The organism is Planctomycetota bacterium (assembly GCA_035384565.1).
In the GTDB taxonomy this organism is placed as follows: Bacteria; Planctomycetota; PUPC01; order DSUN01; family DSUN01; genus DAOOIT01.
The window spans coordinates 53,633-74,032 of record DAOOIT010000011.1 but is presented as its reverse complement, the minus strand read 5'-3'; the positions used below and the strand labels follow the sequence as shown (position 1 = coordinate 74,032).

The following is a 20,400-nucleotide window of genomic DNA, read 5'->3' as shown; positions in this document are numbered from 1 at the left end:
GCGTGAGAAGAGGGGAACTGAGATGCCGCGAGTCTCCATCATTGCGTCTGCTCTGGTCTGTCTCGCGTGGTTTGCCCGGGCCGAGGACTACGATGTCGGCGGTCCGCTGGCGGGCTACAGGCTGCCCCTGTTCCCGACCCAGCACGGCGAGAGGCCGGGCCATCCAGGCGACCTGCCTGGCAAGTACGACGCTGACCCGCTCGCGCCGTGCTTCGAGCTGAACCCCGGCTCGCCCGAGCTCTATCGCAACTACTGGTTCAAGTACTGCCCCTCCCGCAGCTTCTTCGACCGCCAGAGCAAGCTCAAGGGCTGGGTGGCCCCGAACATTCCCGGCGCGGGCAAGGCCGAGGAGTACGCGGCGCCGCTCTACTGGGTGCCGCGCCACGCCGACGTGGTGAACACGGGGCTAAAGTGGAAGGCCCTGCCCGTCGTCCGCTGCACCGTCGGCTCGCCAATCCTCAAGCTCGACCTGGGGGAGCTGGAGATCGGGGTCTACGCCCTCCGCCTCATCGCCGCGGTGCCCACCGAGCAGCTCAAGCCGTTCCGCACCCCGCTCTTCGTGCGGGCGAAGATCAACGACGGCCCGAAGGGGGAAACCAACAGCTACCGCCTCCGCCTGGGCTATTGCGACGAGTTCTACAGCATCGCCGAGATCTACTTCCACGCCGACGAGAAGCGGCGCTTCACCGCTGAGATCGCCGTGGACGAGGGGAGCGGGGTGGAGATGCTGCTCCACGAGATCTCGCTCGACGACGCGCTCGCGGGCGTCGAGCGTCGCGCCATCAAGGCCCGCAGAACCCTGCCCGAGGCCGCGGCGCCCGCGCCCGCGAACCTCGAGCCGCCCAAGGACCAACGCCTCGCCCGCGACGCCGAAATCTGGCTCGCCTTCCCCCGCGTCAACGCTCAGGCGTTCGGCCACGGCTGGATGGGCGGCGACGAACACGTCCTCCGCCGAAACGTCACCATCGGCGTCCCCGGCAAGACCCCCCAGGAGATCGCCGCCGAATTCGGCGATTGGCAACCCGGCAAAGGCGACGTGTTCCTCTTCAACAAGAAGCTCGACCTCACGTACACGATGGCGGACCTTCAGAAGGGCCTGCCTCTGCCCGCACCCTACCCGTACCGCGACGACGGCGCGGGCCTCTTCTTCCCCGACCCCGACGATCCCGGCAAAGGGCACCTGTGGGCGCCCATCGCCAACGAGGTGCAGAACCGCCTGCGCAACTACCCCGGCACGCTCGTGCGCAACAACGTCGCCAAGTACCTCAAGACCGGCGACACGATGGCTGCCCGCGAGGCCGCCGTCGCCCTCGCCCGTTGGGCCTACGCCTTCCCAACCATTGACGCGGCCAACTTCCTCACCTACGTCGTCCGCGACCCCGGCCCCTACGGCCGCGACATCCGCTGCCGACGCCGCGACTCCACCGCCAGCTTCTACCCCCATTACATGCTCTACGTGGACCCCATTCTCTATGACTATGACCGGCTGTTCGACTACATCAAAGACAACGCCGAACTGGCCGAGTCCATCGGCCGCTTCGTCCCTTGGGTCAAGACGCCGCAGGACGTGGTGAAGCTGATAGACGCCTATCTCGTGCAGACCACGGCCAAGCGAATACTGCGGTACAACTACTACACGGACCCAATGGACATTGCGAACGCCGCGGCGGTGGTCGGCGACACCACGGTCACGGACCCGTGGATGGAGTGGCTCTTCAGCAAGACCTTCATCTACCCGCTGCCGCCGGTTGGCATCGCCGACGCGATGATCACCGGCTGCTGCCGCGACGGCTGCGAGTACATCGGCTCGACCTTTTACGCCCAGGGCGAGGGGGCGATGCGCGTGGCCGAATCGCTCGAGCGCTACCTCAAGGCCGGCGGCAACCCCAAGTACAACCTGTCCGACCGCGCCCGCTACCCAAAACCCGTCGCCCAGTGCTTCTGGCGCCTCAAGAACGTCGTGGCGGGCTGGGACTTCGTCCGCATCGGCGACGTGTGCGGCCCCGACAAGGCCGCCGGCCACACCCTCCGCGACCTCGGCTTCGCCGCCCGCGGCTGGGAGTGGACCGCCGACCCGCAGTTCGCCTTCATCCTCAAGCACTACATCGGCCGCAAAGATGAGACCGATGCGGATTGGGCGAAGATCGAGGCGGCCGCGGCCAAGCTCAAGCGCGCACCGTGGCTCGACCTCCGCTCGCGCGTCATGCCCATGTGGGCAGGCGTCCTCGAAAGCGGCCTCGAGCACGACGACCCGCGCTTCCGTCGCGCCGCCTACGTCCGCGTCGGCTTCGGCATCGGACACCAGCACGCCGACACGATGGACCTCCAGGTCGTCGCCCAGGGCTGCCCCGCGACGATAGACGGCGGCCAGCGCAGCGGCTACTCCGCGCCCAGCGACGGCACGACGCGAGTCCACAACGTCGTCGAGGTGGACGGCAAGGGCTTCCAGGGCTACTCGTGGGTGCGGACGCTCGCCGACGCCCCCGGCGCGCGCTACCTGATGGCCGAAGCCGAGCCGCCCGAGGGCACGACCCTCTTCCGCCGACAGGTCGCGCTCATTGACGTGGATGAGGGCCAAGGCTCCCAGCCCCTGCCCATCGAGGCCCAGAAGCCCGGCTCCAAGCTGCCCGCCGGAGTCACGCCGGCCAACTCCTACGTCTTCGACGTCTTCCGCGTCGCCGGCGGCAAGACCCACACCTACTGCTTCCACGGCACCGTCGAGGACGAGTTCCAGTGGAACGTCGGGGACGCCAAGCCCGTGGCCGAGGACGACGCGAGCGAGGTCGGCCAGTACCTCGCCCCATTCAAGAGCCTGCCCGACAAGCGCTTCGCGGGCACCGCCCCCGACGTCCTGGAGGCCACGTGGCGCCAGACCCGCGACCCCAAGCTCTTCGGCAACGAGCGCATGCACCGCGGGGCCAACTACTCCGACGACCTCCCCCGCCGCTTCACCCGCCTCCACCTCCTCGACGCCAAGGGCGCGAAGGCGATGCGCGGCAGCCTGAACTGCAAGAACTTCAAGTACGACTTTGCCTGCCTCTTCGTCCAGAAGGTCGCCGAGAAGGACTCGCAGGACACCACATTCATTGCCCTGATTGAGCCCTTCGTCGGCGAGCCGTTCATCACCTCCAAGCGCCTTCTCGAAGCGCCTGCGTGCGCCGTAGACCGAGAGCCAGAGAACCTCCACAATCCCGCATACAAGGCAGTGGCCTTGGAGCTGAAGACGGCGAACGGCCACACCGACGTCCTCTTCGCCGATGGCTTGCCGTTCGTGCAACGCCTCATCTCCGAGGCCAGGATGCAGGTCACGGGTGAGTTCGCCTGCGTCTCGACCGACAAGGGCGGGCTGCGCCTGGCCACCCTCGTTGGCGGCGCGCTGCTGGAGGCTCCAGGCATCAAGCTTCAGCCCGCCGGCCGCGAGCGGACGGGCAAGGTGGTGAAGGTGGACTACCTGGCGAAGACGCTCTGGATCGATCAGCCCTGGCCCGCGAGCGCGCGGCCGAGCGTCTTCGAGATCGGCCAGCCAGGCCACTGGAGCACCTACACCGCGCTCGACGTGAGGCCCGACGGAGACCTGACCCGCATCACGGTCGAGAACGGCGCCGACTACTTCCGCTCCGCCGTCGAGGAGGTGAACGCCGAGAAGGGCACGGTCCGCTGCGCCCTCGGCCCCACGATGGGCAATCGCCCGGGCATCAACAAGGGCTGGGTCGCCTCGGACGACGAGGCGACCAGCTTCTGGCGCGCCGACGTCGCGGGCGACAAGACGTTCAAGCTCACAGGCGGGCCTGTCACCAAAGAAGCCTTCGGCAAGGCGGGCGTCCTGCGGCTCTGGGAGTATGGCGTCGGCGACACCGTGCGCCAGAGCACCTTCGCCAGCGTCCGCCGAGTGGCCCCCGGCCAGTTCGAGCTGGCCGCCGACGTGGATGTCACCGTCACCCTTTCTGACGGCAAGCCGCGCACCGTGACCACGAGAGAACTGGACGCCGCCGGGAAGATGAGATGGTAGGGCGTGCATACTTGCACGCGGAACGGACGGGGGCGAGCGCCGGGAATCGAAGATTTCGCGTGCATGTATGCACGCCCTACCGAGGAGAGGAAGAATGCCGCAATACCGCAGGTGGCGGGTGGAGGGCGGCATGTACTTCCTGACGGTTGTCACCCACGAGCGCATGCCGCTCTTTGAGGAAGGCTGGACCCGGCAACTGCTGCGGCAGGCCATCGCCGCGGTGCGCAAACTACGGCCCTTTGAGATGGTGGCGGTTGTCCTCATGCCGGACCACGTCCACATGCTCTGGCAGCTCCCCGAGAATGATGACGACTTCTCGACACGTCTCGGCGGCATCAAGTATGCATTCACGCGAGCCTACCTCACCGCTGGCGGGAAGGAGGGCGCGACAAGCGGAGGGCGCACGCGACACCGGAACCGCGGGGTGTGGCAGAAGCGCTTCTACGAGCATCGGATCCGGGACGACCGCGATTTCACCCGGCACGTAGAGTACATGCACTACAACCCGGTGAAGCACGGTCACGTGGATTCGCCAGCCAAGTGGCCATGGTCGAGCTTTCATCGCTACGTGAAGCTAGGGCTTTACGGCAAGGAGTGGTCCGACCCGACAAAAGCCAATGAGCTTGGCCCAACGCCCGGCTTTGAGTGAGCGCGCGCCGCATGGTAGGGCGTGCATACTTGCACGCGGAACGGACGGGGGCGAGCGCCGGCAACCGAAGATCCCGCGTGCATGTATGCACGCCCTACCGGAGTGGGTTGACGCTCGCGCCGAGGGGAAGATTCCGCGTGCAGGTATGCACGCCTTACAAGGAGATGGCGATGGATTTCGCGCAGCACAACGCCGAGGTGGAAGAGGTGTGGCAACGCTTCCGCGAGGGCAAGCCCTCGCGGGTGCCGATGGTGCTCGGCATCTCGTCGCGCTTCACCATCCTCAATCCTGCCATCAACACAAAGGGGGTCACCTACGAGGAATACTTCAACGACCCCGATGTGATGTTCGAGACCCAGCTCCGCCATCAGCACTGGGTCCGCCACCATCTCGTCCAGGACGCCGAGATGGGCCTGCCCGAGGCCTGGACGGTGAGCGTGGATTTCCAGAACAGCTACGAGGTGCTCTGGTGGGGCGCGCCCCTGCGGTTCATCGAGGGCAACGTGCCCGACTCCCCGCCCTGCATCACGGACGAGGGCAAGGCGGCCTTCATCGCCCGCGGCGTGCCCGACCCCTTCGGCGGGTGGATGGGGCGGAACTGGGAGTATTTTGAGCATTTCAAGCGGCGGGCGGAGAGCGGCTACGAGTTCTGCGGCCGGCCCGTCAAGGCAGGCTCGCCCACCGGCTGCGGCACCGACGGGCCGTTCACCATCGCCTGCGCGCTCCGCGGTCCGACCGGTATCTGCCTGGACATGTACGCCGACCCCGCCTTCTACCACGACCTGATGTCGCTGCTGGTGGAGGGGACGATTCGCCGCATCCGAGCCTACCGCGAGCGCCTCGGCCAGCCCGTCGAATCGAAGGCGTGGGGCTTCGCCGACGACAGCATCGCGCTCCTGTCGGTAGACACCTACCGCGAGCTCGTGCTGCCCTATCACAAGCGGCTCATCGCGGCGTTCGGCCCGGAAGGCCCCAACTCGATTCACCTGTGCGGCGACGCCACGCGGCACTTCAAGACGGTTCGGGACGAACTGAAGGTGACGAGCTTCGACACTGGCTTCCCCGTAGACCACGGGGCGCTCCGCCGCGAGCTGGGCCCCGGCATCACGATCCAGGGAGGGCCGCACGTCGAGCTGCTGCGAACCGGCACGCCGCGCGCCGTGCGCGCCGAGGCCAAGCGCATCCTCCAGTCGGGCGTCATGGAGGGCGGCAAGTTCATCCTGCGCGAGGGCAATAACCTGGCCCCCTTCACCCCGCCCGACAACGTCGCGGCCATGTACGCCGCGTGCAAGGACCACGGCCGGTACTCCTGGTAGGGCCTGCATAGTTGCACGCGGGGGATGAAGCGGCTATGCTCGGCGGCGAGGGATTCCGCGTGCAGGTATGCCCGCCCTACCAGAGGAGAGCACGATGAACTGGGAGATGTATCTGCGGCTGTGTCTGGTGGTGTTCCTCCAATTCGCCATCTGGGGGGCCTGGTCGCCGGTCCTGGCGGCACGGCTCTTCGGGCCGCTGAAGTTCACCGGGAAACAGGTGGGCTGGACGTATGGGACGATGTACCTCGGCTGCATTGTCTCGCCACTCATCGGCGGGCTGATCACCGACCGATGGGTCGCCACCCAGTGGTTCCTGGCGGCCGCCCATCTGGTCGGCGGCATCCTGTTGCTGGCGGCGGCGCGGCAGACACGCTTCCGCAGCCTCTTCCTTGTGATGTGCGGCTATGCGTTGGCCTTCGCGCCCACGCTGCCGCTCCTGAACTCCTTGGTCTTCCGCCACCTGGCCGAGGCGAGGACGACGTTCTTCTCGGTCTCGGTGTGGGGCGTCATCGCCTGGGTGCTGGCCGGCTGGGGGCTGACGGCGTGGCGCAAGATGAAGGGCGCAGGCGACGGCAGCGACTGCCTGCGGCTCGCCGGCGTGCTGTCCCTTGTGCTGGCCGTTTACTGTCTGTTCCTGCCCCACACGCCGCCGCCCGAGACGCCCGGCGAGGCCCTGCCCTTCATCAAGGCGTTTGGGCTGTTGGGCGACGCCAACTTCCTCGTCTTCATCGCCGTGGCGTTCGTGGTGGCGACGCAGCTCCAGTTCTACTTCCTTGGCACGGCGCCATTTCTGGGCGAGCTGGGGGTTCAGAGCAAGAACATGCCGGCCGTGATGTCCATCGCCCAGTCGGCGCAGGTGTTGGCCACGGTGTACGTGGCGTTCCATGAGAAGGCGGTGCTCGGCACGCTCGGGTTCCGCTGGACTCTGGCCCTGGGTGCGGCGATGTGGGGGCTGCTCTACGCCGTGTATGCCGTGGGGCGGCCGAAGGGCGTGGTGCTGGCGGCGCAGGCGCTGCACGGCATGGCCTACGCCTTCTTCATCGGCATCGGGTTCATCTACGTCAATCAGGCGGCGACGGCGGACTTCTCGGCCTCGGCCCAGGCGCTGCTCACGGTGAGCCTGTTTGGCTTCGGCTTCTTCGGGGGCACGCAGCTCACGGGCGCGGTGATGGACGCCTTGAAGGTGGAAGGCAAGTTCCGCTGGCGGGCGATCTTCCTGGTGCCATGCGTGGTGGTGCTGGCGGCGGCGGCGGCGCTCGCCGCGCTGTTCCGGGGCTGATCCTGCTACTTGCCGATCGTGCCCTTGATCTGGTCAATGGCCATCTGGGCGCGAACGCGCAGTTCCGCCTTCGCGGCGTTGCCGCCGAGGCGTTCGTTGGGGTTGCCCGCGGCGCGCTTCAGCGCGGGCAGGGCCGCCGAGGCCGCCGGGCCGATCGCGCCCAGGGCCACCGCCGCGTTCGACCGCACGGTCATGTCCTCGTCACCCTCCAGCACTTCGATCAAGGCGTCGGTGGCGCCGGCGCCGTCGGGCCCCAGCCGGTTGAGCGCCGCGGCGGCGTGGAACCTGGCCTGTGGGTTGCCTGACCGCAGGGCCGCGGCAAGCGGCGGCACGGCGGCGGGCCCGATGGCCTTGATCGCCTTGCTCACGGCCCGGGCGAACTCGATCTCGCTGTTCTTGCGGGCCATGGCGTTGAGGAGCGCGGGGACGGCCTCGCGCGCTCGCGGCCCGAGCGCGGCGAGCGACTCCGCGGCCTCGACCCGCGAGCGCAGGGCCGGCGCGCGAAGCTGAGCGGCAAGCCGCGCGACGGCGGGGTCCGAGTAGCTGGCCGGCACCGACACCACCGTGACGTCGCGGGTGGGCGTGGCGGCAGGGGAAGCGCTGGGCGATGCGCCGGGCGTCGTCGCAGCCGCGGGGGCACGGCCCCCGCGGTTGGCCAGCCACAGGGCGCCGACCGCCGCCAGAACAACAGCGCCGACGGCCAGCGCGATCAACGGCACGCGTGAACGCTTCGCCTCCCGACCCCGCGGCCGGGCAACGCGAGAGGATCGGACACGGTGTGCTTTCGGGGGCATCACGCTATCCTGAATACCAAGGCCATCTCCCTTTCGAGTCGCGCGGGCGCGAACGTGAGGCGGGTAACCACAGCGCCGGTCCGCCCCTCCTCGGACTCCTCGACGAGGCGCTCGGCGGCGAAGCGCCCGGGCGTCCGTGTGGTGATGGTCACGCTGCGGCGGCCCCTGCCCACCACGGCGGCACGCCCGCCTCGCGCGATGCGCACGGGCTCGAAGGTGATGAACGCCTCTTCGAGCCGCCGCGGCGCGCGCGTGAAGGCGAAGCGGTCGCGCAACTCCACATGGCCATCCGGCGCCAGGTCGAAGCGGCGGAGGAGGCGCGACAGCGTCCTGTCGTCGTAGGCGTGCGTCATGTCGATGGTGGCGCTCTTGGGGCCGGCCGCATTGAGGCCCTCGACCGCCAGAGTGCCGCGATAGTGGCCGCCAGTCGGCTGTTCTCTGCCGTTGATGAGCGGCACCGAATGGCCCCGTGAACGGCAGAAGAGGATCTCGTAGCGCTTGGGTCCGAAGGTCTTCGCCGTGTACTTCGGCGCGCCGGGGTCCGTGAGGAGGCACTTGCCGTGCCTGTGGAGGATGAAGCTGCCGATGTCGTTGTGGTTGTGAGGCACGTCGTTGCGCCCGGCGAGGGTGAGCAGCGTGGTGCCCCCCGCGCGCAGCTTCGCCATGCCGAGGTCGGGCAGCAGGTAGTCGCGGGTGTCGGCCTTGCCCGTGACCCTCTCGCCGTGGTACAGCAGCAGGCCGCGCCAGCCCGCCACGGCGAGACGGCCCTGCTTGTCGCGGGCCGCGACCTCGTACAACTCGGGCAGGTGCAGGAAGCGGTTGATCTCGAGGGCGCTCTCGGCGCTGATGTAGCCGTTCGAGCTGTCGGCGAAGGTCGAGCGCAGCGGCCCCTCGATGTGCGCGGCCAGCGGGTAGCGGCAGATGCGCTCGATGTGCTCGCCCTGCACGAGGTTCAGGCGGCCCCCGGTGCGATAATGCAGCGCGACGGCCGCGTCGAGGAAATGCCCGAAGCCGTAGTTCCAGTAGCTCGGCCCCTCGAGGCAACCGCCATCGGGCGGGAAGCCCTGAATCGCGTAGTCGAGCCGCTGGACGAGCGGGTGGAGGAACGCCGCGAGCTGCCCCACGTCGCGGATGCGGTAGAGCGCCGCCGCGATCAGGTTCGCGTTGCACACGTGGTTCCAGTTCATCGTCACCGTCCACCAGCCGTCGGGATGCCTCCAGTCGTGCAAGGCATCGAGCGCGCGGCGCTGGATTTCGGCCCCCACGCGCTGCTTGACCTCGTCCTCCAGCCGGTCGTCGAGCATCCAGAGGATCTCGGCCAGCAGGCGGGCGATGTGCGACGAGCCGAGGTCAATCGTGCAGTGCTCGTGGGCCGGCCAGATCCAGCTCGACGTCTCGCACCAGGCCCAGAGCAGGTCCTGCACGTAATCGAGGTCCCCGGCGGGATGGCCGAGCCAGAGGGCGAGCGCGGCCTGCTCGGTGGTTTGAGCCCTGCCGCGCAAGGCGGTCTCGCCGAGGGTGCGGTTGCCGGTGCGGCGGTAGTCGCGATAGTGCGACCGCCGGACGACGGGGATTGGCTTCTGAGGGTCGCTCCCGCGGCCCAGGCGTTCCCAGAGGCCCAGCTTCTTCGCCCACTGCCTCGCGCGGGCCTTGGCGGCGGGGTCCGAAAGGCCGGGCCAGGCCGGCAGATGCATGTGAGGCTTGAGCAGGGCGGCGAGGTCATGAATGGTGGTCGTATCGAGAATCATCGGGGCTCTCCGAGCCGTGGGATGGGTGTCTGTCAGGGCGACAGTATACCAAAAGCGGCGGCGAATGCCAGGAGCGCCACGCCGAAGGGTGTGGGCCGGAATTGCAGGCAGGGTGGTTCTCTCTGGAGCCTGAAGGGCTCGCATGGGATAGCCCAGGGCAACGCCCTGGGTTCAGTGGGATTCACGGGTCCAGCCCTGAAGGGGCGAGATAGAAGCTCTCTATTCCGCCCTTTCAGGGCTGCCACGGGGCGGTCTGGTTCCCAGGGCGTTGCCCTGGGCTATCCCATTTCGCTCCTTCGGAGCTCCCGCAGCCACCTACAACTCCGGCCCACACCCCACGCCGAACGCTTCCACCACCAGCTCCACGGCCACGGCCTTCCCGCGCTCGACGAGCTTGATTACGTCCCCGTACACCAGGGCGGGAACGGAACGGCCCCTCGAAGTCGTCAGCCGATGTTCACCATTCCTCTCCGCCCGCTGAGCAGGGCGGCCACCCGCCGCCGGGACAACCCGTGTTTCCGCCTCGCCGGACGGGTTTTCCTGACCCTATGCCCTCGCCGCTGCTACACGAGGGTGGCGCACTCCAAGAAGGGAGGAGGGGTTGACGCGCCATCGAAAAAGAGGTAAGAAGGAGCGCGAGAGGGGGAGCAGGCGCACTTCGGAGGGCGGGCCTCGCCCGCATCGTGAGCATGGCCTCGGCGGATTCCCCTGATGCACAACAGATGGCCGGCGCTCCGGACTCGGTGGGGCTGACGGCCGCCTCGCGCGAGCAGATGGAGCGCTTCCGCATCGCCCACGCCACGCAGGTGCTCACGATTCTGCTGAGCGACCTGGAGGGCTCCACGCGGCAGCAGAGCACGCTGGGCAACGTCCGTGCCGCGGCCCTGGTGCGCATCCACAGGGAGATCTTCCGCCGGGCGCTCAGCGGTGTGGATGGCCAGGAGGTGGAGACGGCCGGCGACTCCTTCCTGGTCGTGTTCGCGACCCCCTCGGAGGCGGTGAAGTTCGCCCTGCACATGCAGGCGGCCATGCGAGCCGCTCGCGGGGACGAGCCGGACCTGCCGCAGGTGCGCGTGGGGATTCACCAGGGACAGGTCGTGGTGGAGCGCCACGACGACGGCCCGAAGCGGTTGGACATCTACGGCCTCCAGATCTCGACCGCCGCCCGCATCGCGGACCTGGCCCGTGGCGGGCAGATTCTCTGCACCCGGGCAGTCTTCGACGACGCTCGGGCCATCCTCTGCCGCGACGACCTGGCGGGCCTCGACCCCGTGGCCTGGTGCAACCACGGCCCCTATCGCTTCAAGGGCGTCGAGGATCGCTACGAGGTCTGCGAAATCGGCGAGCGAACGCACGCGCCCCTCGCGGCCCCTGCGGCCACGGCCAAAGGCTGGCCAGCCGAGCAGGCCGACGAGGAGCTGGGCTGGCGGCCCGCTGTCGGGGTCACCGTCCCTGGCACGAGCTGGGTGCTCGAGGAACGCCTCGGGCGCGAGGAGGTAGTGCGGAGTGGGGAGTCCGGAGTGCGGAATGAAGAGGCAGCCCAGGCAGGAACTCCTTCCCAATCCGCACTCCGCACTCTCCACTCCGCAGTGCGGTACCGCGGCGCCTTCGGCGAAGTGTGGAAGGCGTGGAACCCCGCCGACAAGTCGCGCCAGGTCTTCAAGTTCTGCTTCAAGCGCGAACGCCTCCAGGCCCTCAAGCGCGAGGCCCGCCTGCTCAAGCGCCTCCACCGTTACCACCATCCGAACCTCGTCGAGGTCTACGACATCACCGAGGGCGACCGGCCCCCCTACTACCTCGAAATGGAGTACGTCGAAGGGCCGTCGCTCGCCGGCTGGCTGGCCGGGAACCCGCCCCTGGCCGAACGCCTCGAGATCGTCGCTCAAATCGCCGACGCCCTCGACACCGTCCACGCGGCCGGCATCTTCCACCGCGACATCAAGCCGTCGAACCTCCTCCTCGCCCGGCGCGAGGATGGCGTGCTCGTGGCCAAACTGACCGATTTCGGCCTCGGCGCGGCGGCCGACGACGATGTCCTGAAGAGCCTCACCAGCACCCGCATCGAAGGCGTGGCCGGCACGTGGGACTACCTGGCCCCTGAACTCCGCCGCGGCGCGTCCCCGTCCCCCCAGAGCGACCTCTACAGCCTTGGTGTGACGCTCTACCAGATCGTGTGCGGCGACCTCGAGCGCACGCTGGGCGACTGGGAGCGCCAAGTGGGCAGCGAGGTGCTTCGCGAGGACATTGCCCGCTGCATCGCGACCGACCCCGCCGCCCGCTGGCCGCGGGCCGCCGAGCTGTCCCGCGCGCTCCGCAGTCACGACGAGCGGCTCCGCGAGCGCCAGCTTCAGCGGGACCGCGAGGCCCAGCGGCGCCGCATCCAGCGCCTCGCGGCCATCTCCAGCGTCGCCGCCGTCGCGGCCATCGTCCTGGCTGTCCTGGGCGCCTACGCGTTCGTCCAGCGCCGCATCGCCCGCCACCACGCGGCCGTTGCCCAGCGCGAGCGCGACGACGCGGTCGCCGCCCGCCGCCGCACAGAGGCCGAACTCTACTTCTCGAACGTCCTCCTCGCCACGCGGCAGATCGAGCAGCAGCGCTATGATCAGGCCCGCGACGCCCTCTGGGGCGCGCCCGAGGCCCTGCGAAACTGGGAATGGGGCCACCTCCTCGCCCGTTGCTCCACCGACCTCGGCACGCTGCGCGGCAGCGGCCAACCCCTCCAGAGCGTCGCCTTCAGCCCCGACGGATCTCACATCGTGGCCGCTTGCGACGACGGGAAGGCTTATGTGTGGCACACCCGCAGCGGCCGCACCGCGGCCGTGCTGGACGGCCACGCGGCCTGGCTGAACGGCGCCGAGTTCAGCCCCGACGGACAGCGCATCCTCACCTCCTCCTACGATGGCACGGCGCGCCTGTGGGAGGCCGGCACGGGGAAGCCGCTCGCCGTTCTGAGCGGCCACTGCCCGGCTCTCGCCATCGGCCCGCCCGGGGCGCCAGAACTCTCCGCCGCCCTCGCCGACGCCTGGGCCAAGCGCACGACATGGGACATGATGCAGTCGCTGAAGGAGAAGCCGTTCGCCCTGCGGCCCGAGGGCGGTCCGATGAGCGAGTTCGCCCCTGCGCCCCGCGAGGCGATGGGCACGCTCCTGGCCGCTCTGGAGCTCACGCGCAACGTGGTCTCCGCGCACTGCGCCGCGAAGGGCGGCCTGGTGCTCACCGCCGGCTTCGATGGCACGGCGAAGCTCTGGGACACCCGCTCGGGCGCCGCGCTCCGCACGCTCTGCGGCCGCGCGCGGCGCGAGGCGGCGGCGCGCCGCTTCGCCACGGTCGAGGACGCCATCCGTTGGCTCGACAAGGTGGGCCTGACCACAGCGGTCTTCAGTCCCGACGGCTCCCGCGTCGCCACCGGCGCCGAGGATGGCACGGTGGAGGTCTGGGACACGCAGGCGGGCACGCTCCTCTGGTCGCAGGCCGCCCATGCGGCGCCAGTCGTGTGTGTGGCATTCGACAGCCAGGGTCGCCGCCTCGCCACCGCCCCCGGCCAGCGTACCGCGCGGCCCTGGGATGCCTGGCTCGCCTCTCGCCCTTCGCCGCGGGGCGCCGAGGCCGTGCCCACAGCGCCTGACCGCACAGCTCGGGTGTGGGACGTGGCGACGGGCAAGCCTGTCTGCGAAGTGTCCTGCCCGGGCACCCCAACCCTCGTTGCCTTCCTGGGGGAGGGCATGCAGTTCCTCACTGCGCAAGCCGGCGAGGTTGCCACGGGCAGTATCTGGAGTGCCGAGAGAGGACAGCACTTGCGCACGTTCCTCGGCCTTCCCCTCGCGGTCGGCCCCGAAGGCAAGCAGATTCTTGCCGCCGTCGCAGGGGGAGTTGCGTGCATGGAAGCCGCCAGCGGCGCTCTCTTGTTCACGGTTTCGGGCCACAGCGGCCCGGTGCACGCGGCAGCGTTTGCGCCCGGCGCACCGTGTTTCGCCACGTCGTCGGCCGACGGCGCGACCAAGCTCTGGGAGATCGCGGAGCCGTCATCGCGCGAGCGGCCCGCTCCGCTCGTCTTCCACCTTGACCGGCAGGTCTTCGTGCAGTCGGGCGGCGAGGCGCTACAGGACGTGGCGGTCAGCCGTGATGGTGCGAGGCTAGTCGTGGTTGCCGGTGGGAGGTTCAGCGCGTGGGATACGGCTCGCGCTGCCAGCCTGCCGTGCCGCCATGGCCAGGGTTCTATCGGTGGCATTGATCTCGTTTCCGATGGCCATAGCGTTGCCATCCTCAGTGGCACGAGCACTGTGTTTGTCAGCGAACTTGCCGAGGCGTGTTCGCAGAGCGTGGAGATACGGCACGGCCAGACCGTGCGCCGTGCCCGCTTCAGCCCCGATCGGACGCGGGTCGTCACCGCCTCCAGCGACCGGACGGCCAAAGTGTGGGACGCCGCCACCGGCAAGATGCTGGCCGACCTCGTGGGCCACACGGACATCGTTTGGGACGCGGTGTTCAGCCCCGACGGCACACAGGTCGCCTCGGCGTCGAGCGATCACACGGCAAAGGTGTGGGACGCCCGTTCGGGCAAGCTCCAGGCCACGATGGCGGGCCACGAGCGTGGGCTGCACGACGCCACATTCAGCGCCGACGGCGCCCGCCTGGCCACGACCGCGGCCGACGGCACGGCCCGCGTGTGGGACACCCGCTCGGGCGCGACCATCGCCGTGCTGCGGGGCGAGAAAGGCGACTCCCCCTGGCACGCCCAGTTCACCCCCGACGCCCAGCGTGTCCTCATCACCACCGTCACCAGCTCGGGCAGCCTCGAGGCACGGCTGTGGGACGTTGCCTCTGTCTCGCCGCTCCACACGTTCCGGGGCAGGAACGGCACGCCGACGGGAGCTGCCCTGAGCCCGGATGGCTCCCGTGTGGCGACCGCGGACGGCGCGGCGGTGCGGTTGTGGGACACGGCCTCGGGTCGCGAACTGGCCGTGCTGGAGGGGCATGCGAAACCGGTCACTCACGTCCTCTTCAGCGGCGACGGGCTGACGATTGTCACCGGAGGCGAGGACGGCACGGCGCGTCTCTGGCGCGCGAGGCCGTGGTGGTCGGGGGCCTATCCGGGCGACGCGGCTGTCCCCTGGCGCGAGCGGTTCGAGGCCTGGCGCGTCGATCAGTACCGCCGTTGGCAGGAGGCCCTCCACCGATGACCGGGCACGAAGACCCCGAGCCGCTGCTTCGAGAGCGATTCGGCAACCGACTCGCCGAAGCGCGGCTGGCCGCGGGGGAGCCGCTCTTCCGCCAGGGCGACCCGGCCGACGCCCTGTTCCTCATCGTGGAGGGGCGCCTCCGCGTGACTCAGGAGGGCCTGACGCTCGGCGACCTCCGGGCGGGAGAAATCGTCGGAGAGCTGGGCGCGCTCACCGCCGGCACCCGCACGGCATCCGTCACGGCCGTGGAGAACAGCCGGCTCCTGCGCCTGGGCGCCGCCGAGGTCGAAGCCCTCCTCGAGACCGCGCCCGCGATCGCGGAACGCCTGGCGGAGCTGGTCCGCGAACGCCTTCGCCGCAGCCAGCTAGCCGTGGCGTTGGCCCGTTTGCTCGGGCCGCTCGGGCGCGCCGCACTCGAGGAGATCGAGGGGCGCGTGGACTGGGTGTCGCTGGCCGGCGGCGAGGTGCTTGTGCGGGAAGGGGAGGCGGACCGCAGCCTCTACATTCTGTTGAGCGGACGCCTGCAAGTGCGTAGTGCGCAGTGTGGGGGGCGGAAGGGGCTCTCCACTCCTCATTCCGAGGTCACCCCCGGCGAGAGCGTGGGCGAGATGGCGCTCCTCACGGGCGAGCCGCGCACGGGCGAGGTGCGCGCCTTGCGCGACAGCGTGCTGGCCCGCCTCCCGCCCGAGGCATTCGAGGCGGTCCGCGCCCGGCACCCCGAGATCGTCGCTGGGCTGGCGCGGGTGCTGGCCCAACGCCTCCGCGCCCGCGAGCGCTCCGAGCCGGCCCGCCAGAGGGCGATGTCGTTCGCACTCGTTCCTGCCGGCCCGGACGTGCCGCTGGACGAGGTGGCGGCCCGGCTCGCCGCGGCGCTCGCACGCCTCGGGTCCACGCTCCACCTGTCGCGCGACACGCTGGACCGCCTCACCGGCCTGCGCGGCGCCGCCGAAGTCGAACCCGGCACCCCGCGCGGCGGCTGGCTCACCGCCTGGCTCGACGAGCAGGAGACCCGGCATAGGTTCCTCATCCTCCAAGCCGACGCGGCGGGTTCAGCCTGGACTCGTCGCTGCATCCGGGAGGCCGATCAGGTCATCTTGGTCGCAGGCCCCGCTCTCGGGGATTGTGGATTGCGGATTGCGGATTGCGGACTGAGCCTCGGAACCCCCAACGCGAGACCCGAAACCGCCAAGCCGCTTAACCTCGTCCTCGTGCACCCGAACGATGCTAGCCTTCCTTCGGGAATCGGCGCCTGGCTGGAAGCCCTGGCGCCGGCCGAGCACTACCATATCCGCGAGGGTCGAGAGGACGACGCGGCCCGGCTGGCTCGGTGCCTTGCCGGGCGGGCGGTGGGCCTGGTGCTCGGGGGCGGCGGGGCGCGCGGGCTGGCGCACCTGGGCGTCATCCGCGCCCTCCTCGAGGCCGGCGCGCCCATTGACCGCGTGGCGGGAGCCAGCATGGGAGCCGTCGTTGGTGCGGCACTCGCGATGGAGATGGACTACGCGACCGAGCTCTCCCGGGGCCGCCACGTGTTCATCCAGGGCAGGCCGCACAAGGAGTACACGCTGCCGATCCTCTCGCTCCTCCGCGGCCGGAGGCTCGACCGCCTGCTGCCCACGGTGTACGGCGAGGCCCGCATCGAGGACCTCTGGCTCCCCTTCCTCTGCGTCTCGTGCAACCTGACGACGGCCGACCTGGAGGTCCACCGGCGCGGCCGCGTCTGGAAGGCCGTGCGGGCCAGCGCATCCCTGCCCGGCGTCTTTCCGCCGGCCATTCAGAATGGCCACCTCCTGGTGGATGGTGGGGTGTTGAACAACCTCCCCGGCGATCTGCTCCGCCGCGCCGGTTGCGAACGGGTCATCGCGGTCAGCGTCAGCCCTCCCGTGGAGATGGCCGTCGAAGGCGAGGAGTTCCCCTCGCCCTGGCGCCTGCTCTGGGACCGCCTGCGGCGGCGGAAGAGGGGAGCCCGGCGCATCCCCGGCATCTTCGACGTCCTCATCCGCACGCTGGTCATCGGCAGCGACCACAAGGCCGAGGAGGTCCAACGCGACGCCGACCTCTGCCTGCGCCCGCCCGTCGAACGGTATGGAATCCTCGAGTTCGAGGCCATGGACGAGATCGCGGAGGCCGGATACGCCTATACTCGGGAGTTCCTCAGCGGCCCGGGTTGCCCGGCGTGGCTGAAGGACTTGCTGAGGCGGCGGGGGGCCGCCACCGAAAGGGATGGGTGAGCGGGTGATTGCCATCCGCCCATCCGCTCGCCCACTCGACGCGGCCGACACGCGCAGGGTGCGCAGAGACACGCTTGGGCACTCTCAGGTGCGCAGGGCCTCGCGAGGGGCCTCTTCCGCGAGCGCGTAGAGGGCGGCTTTGGCCTGGCAGGCGTTCCAGGCGGGATGGGCCTGGCGCACCCTGGCCGCAAGGGCGGCGAGATGGGGCGCGGCGAAGCTGCACCCCGATACCGTGCGGTAGCCTCCTCCCCGCCACGGCACATGGAGGCCCTCCCCGTTCGCCACGAACTCCACGAGGGTTCCCCGCCGCCGCTGTAGGGCCAGACCGTGCAGCGCTGCGAAATCGGTCGAAAGCACGGTGGGGAAGTGCGCGGGGTACTCCGCCGCGCAGAAGTCCACGTTGCCCGACGCGGCGACAAGCCACACGTTGCGGCAGAAGGCCTGGTCCACCAACCGCTTGTAGTCGCGCAGAAAATCCTCGCAGGCTGTGCCGAAGCTGCAGACGAGGATGTCGTAGCCCTGCCGGACGCCCCACCGCAGGCCGGCGAGGAGGAGGGCCGACGAGCCGTGGAGGCTGGGTCCGATGGCCCGCAGGCTGTGAAGCTCGGCCTCGGGCGCGTGCTGGTGCAGCAGCCAGGCCACGGCGGTGCCATGGCCGGCCGCGTCGCCGCCGCTGTCCTCGACGACGCACGGCGTCGCGCCCTCCGCCAGCCGCACGCCCCAGCAGGGGATTCTCACGCCCTGCAACGCCGGGTGGCTCACCTCCACGCCCGAGTCTACCAGCAGCACCCGCACGCCGCTGCCGGTGGCGGCTGCGAGGCGGGCCGCGTCTATGGCCACGGGCTCAGGGCTCATCGTGTGCGTCCTCGATCACCAGGGCCGCGAGATACGCCTTCCACTCGAGGGCCTCGAGGTCGGCGCGCGAGAAGACGCCGCCGCCCGCCGGGTTGATCACCGAGAGCACGGCCACCGTATCGGACCCGATGCGAACGGGGGCTGCGGCCATCGCGCGGGTGGGGAGGCCGGTTTGCTCGTCCACACTCGGGTTGTGAGGGTCGTCCGGGCCGATGCAGGCCGCGGCGCCCGTGCAGAAGACGAGGCCGATTACGCTGTCGGCCACGGGCACGGAGGCGGCCTCCAGAATGTCGGGCGTTTGGCCGTGGTTGAGCGCTCCCTCGAGTGCCGCGCCAGTGGGGGAGGGGACCCAGAGGGTACCTTCGGTGGCCCGGCACGACGCGACGGCCTCCGCGAGGAGGCGGCGCAACAGCCGGCCGAGCCGGCCGCGCTGGCAGGCGGCGCGGTCAAGCGCCGGTTGCGCAGCCCCGAGGCGGGCGCCGGCTTCAGGAGGCGAGGCCATTCGGAAACCCCCATAGCGTCCAGGGAGAAGCCACCGACGCACGACACGGGGTTTCTACACCAAATCCGCCTGCGAGTCAAGGAAGCAATCGAGCGCGCCCGGATCGTGCTCGAGGATGGTGCAGTAGGTCTTCAGCGTGTCGGCCATCTCGCGGCGATGCATCTCGCAGACCCGCCGCGCCTTGTCGCGCGCGTAGGCATTCCCCACGGTCGCCCCCACGAAGCAGACGGGACACAGCCGCCAGAGCCAGCACGAGGCGCACTCCTCGGCGAGGAACTCGTGGAACCCGACAATGATGTCATAGGCCCTCCGGGCGTCCACCCCAGTGTCCACGTGGCCGAGGTGGAGGTGGCGGAAGCCGTCCGTCTTCTCGCACGGGAAGAGGTCGCCGTTGCAGTCCACGAAGAGCCGCTGTTTGCTGGGGATGCAGATGCCTCGGCGGATAGCGCGGTCGTGAGGCGATGTGGGCACGGCCCGCTTGCGCAGGGTGGAGAGCCCGATGGAGAACAGGGCGGTGTGGAGGGCGAAGCCGATGCGCCCGCGCCGCTGCGGCAACGTGCCGGTGCGAGCCGCCTCGATGTACTGGGCCTTGAGCTGTTCGTAGCCGGTCACGGGCTGCGCTCGAAAGGCTTCCTCGAGTTCTCCCGTGTCGTCCGAGGCGCGGGTCACGGTGGCAAGGGCGAGGTCCCATTCGCCGGCCCATTCGGCCATGCGCGCGAGATCCGCCCCGGGCGCAATGACCATCGAGAAGCCGACGGAGCGGCGGCAGTAGTCGGGGTAGAGCCGCTGGAACTCGCGCAGCCGCGCCACCACGAGGTCGGATGTGCCTTCCCCCGAGCCGGCGAAGACGCGGTTCCGGTCGTTCGCCTCGCGCGGGCCGTCCATGCTGACGTAGACGAAGAACTCGTTGGCGGCGAGAAAGTCCATCGTCTCGCGGTTGAGCAGCGTGCCGTTCGTGGTGAGGGTGAGGGTGAGCTTCTTGTCTGTGATGGTTCGGCGGGCGTATTCGGCGGTGGCGCGCATGAGAGAGGGGTTGAGGAGCGGCTCGCCGCCGTAGAAGCCGACAATGACCTCGGGGCAGCGGGATGAGTGGGCCGCCAGATAGTCCACGGCCTTGCGCGCCGTGTCGGGGGCCATGTGCTGCTCGTAGGTGCCGCGGCGGCCGGGCTGGCGGCCCGAGTAGAGGCAGTACTTGCAGCGCAGATTGCAGTCGCGGGTCGCTTCCAGGATGAGCTGCTTGCACTCGCCCTGGATCGCGCTCTCGACGGTGGCGCGGTCCAGCCTCGGCGTCAGAGGGAGGCCGGAGGTGGGGACGAGGACGCCGTCCCAGGGGTCCGCGGCCATCTCGTCGAGCTCGCCCTGCGAGAAGGCTCCCTCGGCGAGGTGGCGCGCAAAGTCCTCAGGCACGGTGAGGATCTGATTCGTGGCCGTATCGTAAAGGTAGTGGCCGGAGTCCGTAGAGAAGACTTTGTACAGCGGCCGGCTCGAGCCGGACTCACCCGTCGCCACGTTATCAGGCGAAGCGGCCACAGGCGCGAAGTCCATTGCCGTCGATCAGTCGAAGCTGAACCTGCTGTAGGCGCCGGAGGACAGGAAGCTGTTGCTGTCGCAGTAGCTCGCGCAGGAGGAATAGCAGGAAGCAGACTGTCCCTCGACGTCCGCCTTCGGCTTCTTCTCCCCTTTGCCCTCGGCGGCGAGGCGCATCCCCTCCTGGAACTTCTTGAATCCGACCGGTCCCAGCTTCTTCTTCAGGAACGTCCGCGGATCCTCGAACTTCCCCATCGTTCGTCCTCCTCTGTCTCGGTTGAGGACTCCGGACGGCACCCCCCGCCCAAGAGGA

12 protein-coding genes are annotated in these 20,400 nt (G+C 69.6%); 6 read left to right on the top strand and 6 right to left on the bottom strand.

Annotated features, from left to right (window positions below; all coding sequences use genetic code 11):
• Nucleotides 1-22 precede the first annotated feature (22 nt).
• From PLE19_06080 to PLE19_06065, 4 genes are all read left to right on the top strand, one after another.
• Nucleotides 23-4,009, top strand: coding sequence for a hypothetical protein (locus PLE19_06080; GenBank protein HPD14497.1), 3,987 nt, complete (start codon nt 23-25; stop codon nt 4,007-4,009).
• Nucleotides 4,010-4,103: 94 nt separating this feature from the next.
• Nucleotides 4,104-4,658 (top strand): transposase, encoded by a 555-nt coding sequence (locus PLE19_06075; protein ID HPD14496.1) that lies wholly within the window; start codon nt 4,104-4,106, stop codon nt 4,656-4,658.
• Between the two features lie 170 nt (nt 4,659-4,828).
• Nucleotides 4,829-5,974: a uroporphyrinogen decarboxylase family protein gene (locus PLE19_06070; GenBank protein ID HPD14495.1), complete on the top strand. Its 1,146-nt coding sequence runs from the start codon at nt 4,829-4,831 to the stop codon at nt 5,972-5,974.
• A 94-nt stretch (nt 5,975-6,068) separates the two neighbouring features.
• A complete protein-coding gene (locus PLE19_06065; protein HPD14494.1) occupies nt 6,069-7,253 on the top strand; it encodes an MFS transporter in 1,185 nt (394 codons plus the stop codon).
• Between the two features lie 5 nt (nt 7,254-7,258).
• Here PLE19_06065 and PLE19_06060 read toward each other — a convergent pair whose 3' ends face one another.
• A complete protein-coding gene (locus tag PLE19_06060; GenBank protein ID HPD14493.1) occupies nt 7,259-7,972 on the bottom strand; it encodes a HEAT repeat domain-containing protein in 714 nt (237 codons plus the stop codon).
• A gap of 74 nt (nt 7,973-8,046) precedes the next feature.
• Nucleotides 8,047-9,795 carry a heparinase II/III family protein gene (locus PLE19_06055; protein ID HPD14492.1) on the bottom strand — a complete coding sequence of 583 codons (1,749 nt, stop codon included), beginning with the start codon at nt 9,793-9,795 and terminating at the stop codon, nt 8,047-8,049.
• Nucleotides 9,796-10,517: 722 nt separating this feature from the next.
• Between PLE19_06055 and PLE19_06050 the strand changes: the two genes are divergently transcribed.
• Nucleotides 10,518-14,975, top strand: a complete 4,458-nt coding sequence (locus tag PLE19_06050) for a protein kinase (protein HPD14491.1) — start codon at nt 10,518-10,520, stop codon at nt 14,973-14,975.
• Nucleotides 14,972-17,203: a cyclic nucleotide-binding domain-containing protein gene (locus tag PLE19_06045; protein ID HPD14490.1), complete on the top strand. Its 2,232-nt coding sequence runs from the start codon at nt 14,972-14,974 to the stop codon at nt 17,201-17,203. Before PLE19_06050 ends, PLE19_06045 begins: the two co-directional genes overlap by 4 nt.
• Before the next feature lie 84 nt (nt 17,204-17,287).
• Here the strand turns inward: PLE19_06045 and PLE19_06040 are convergent, their stop codons facing one another.
• From PLE19_06040 to PLE19_06025, 4 genes are read right to left on the bottom strand one after another with little or no spacing between them, the layout of a single operon-like run.
• Nucleotides 17,288-18,058 carry a S8 family serine peptidase gene (locus PLE19_06040; GenBank protein HPD14489.1) on the bottom strand — a complete coding sequence of 257 codons (771 nt, stop codon included), beginning with the start codon at nt 18,056-18,058 and terminating at the stop codon, nt 17,288-17,290.
• Nucleotides 18,048-18,560: a GAF domain-containing protein gene (locus PLE19_06035; GenBank protein HPD14488.1), complete on the bottom strand. Its 513-nt coding sequence runs from the start codon at nt 18,558-18,560 to the stop codon at nt 18,048-18,050. The genes PLE19_06040 and PLE19_06035 overlap by 11 nt, the downstream gene beginning before the upstream one ends.
• A gap of 54 nt (nt 18,561-18,614) precedes the next feature.
• A complete protein-coding gene (locus tag PLE19_06030) occupies nt 18,615-20,105 on the bottom strand; it encodes a radical SAM protein (protein HPD14487.1) in 1,491 nt (496 codons plus the stop codon).
• 9 nt (nt 20,106-20,114) lie between these two features.
• A complete protein-coding gene (locus PLE19_06025) occupies nt 20,115-20,342 on the bottom strand; it encodes a hypothetical protein (protein HPD14486.1) in 228 nt (75 codons plus the stop codon).
• Nucleotides 20,343-20,400 lie beyond the last annotated feature (58 nt).